The organism is Alkalicoccobacillus porphyridii, assembly GCF_007293315.1.
Classification (GTDB): Bacteria; Bacillota; Bacilli; order Bacillales; family Bacillaceae_D; genus Alkalicoccobacillus; species Alkalicoccobacillus porphyridii.
This window is the reverse complement of record NZ_VLXZ01000047.1, coordinates 1-489: the sequence shown is the minus strand read 5'-3', so window position 1 is coordinate 489 and position 489 is coordinate 1. Positions and strand designations below refer to the sequence as shown.

Annotated in this window: 1 protein-coding gene; it reads left to right on the top strand. The window is 56.6% G+C overall.

What is annotated here, in order from left to right; all coding sequences use genetic code 11:
* A partial coding sequence (locus FN960_RS23450) for a tyrosine-type recombinase/integrase (protein ID WP_498034086.1) occupies positions 1-489 on the top strand: 489 nt, incomplete at both ends.

The window sequence follows — 489 nt, the reverse complement described above, 5'->3', positions numbered from 1 at the left end:
GATGGTACGCAATTTTGCTGTACGCAGTCGCCGTAAAGGGCTGGGAGCAGCAAGCCTCGCGTTACGGCTTTCTGCGCTACGTAGCTTTTTTGACTGGCTGGTCAGCCAGAACGAACTCAAAGCTAACCCGGCGAAAGGTGTTTCGGCACCGAAAGCGCCGCGTCATCTGCCGAAAAATATCGACGTCGACGATATGAATCGGCTGCTGGATATTGATATCAACGATCCCCTCGCTGTACGCGACCGTGCAATGCTGGAAGTGATGTACGGCGCGGGTCTGCGTCTTTCCGAGCTGGTGGGGCTGGATATCAAACACCTCGACCTGGAGTCCGGCGAAGTGTGGGTGATGGGGAAAGGCAGCAAAGAGCGCCGCCTGCCGATTGGTCGCAACGCTGTGGCGTGGATTGAGCACTGGCTTGATTTGCGCGACCTGTTTGGTAGCGAAGACGACGCGCTTTTTCTGTCGAAACTGGGCAAGCGTATCTCCGC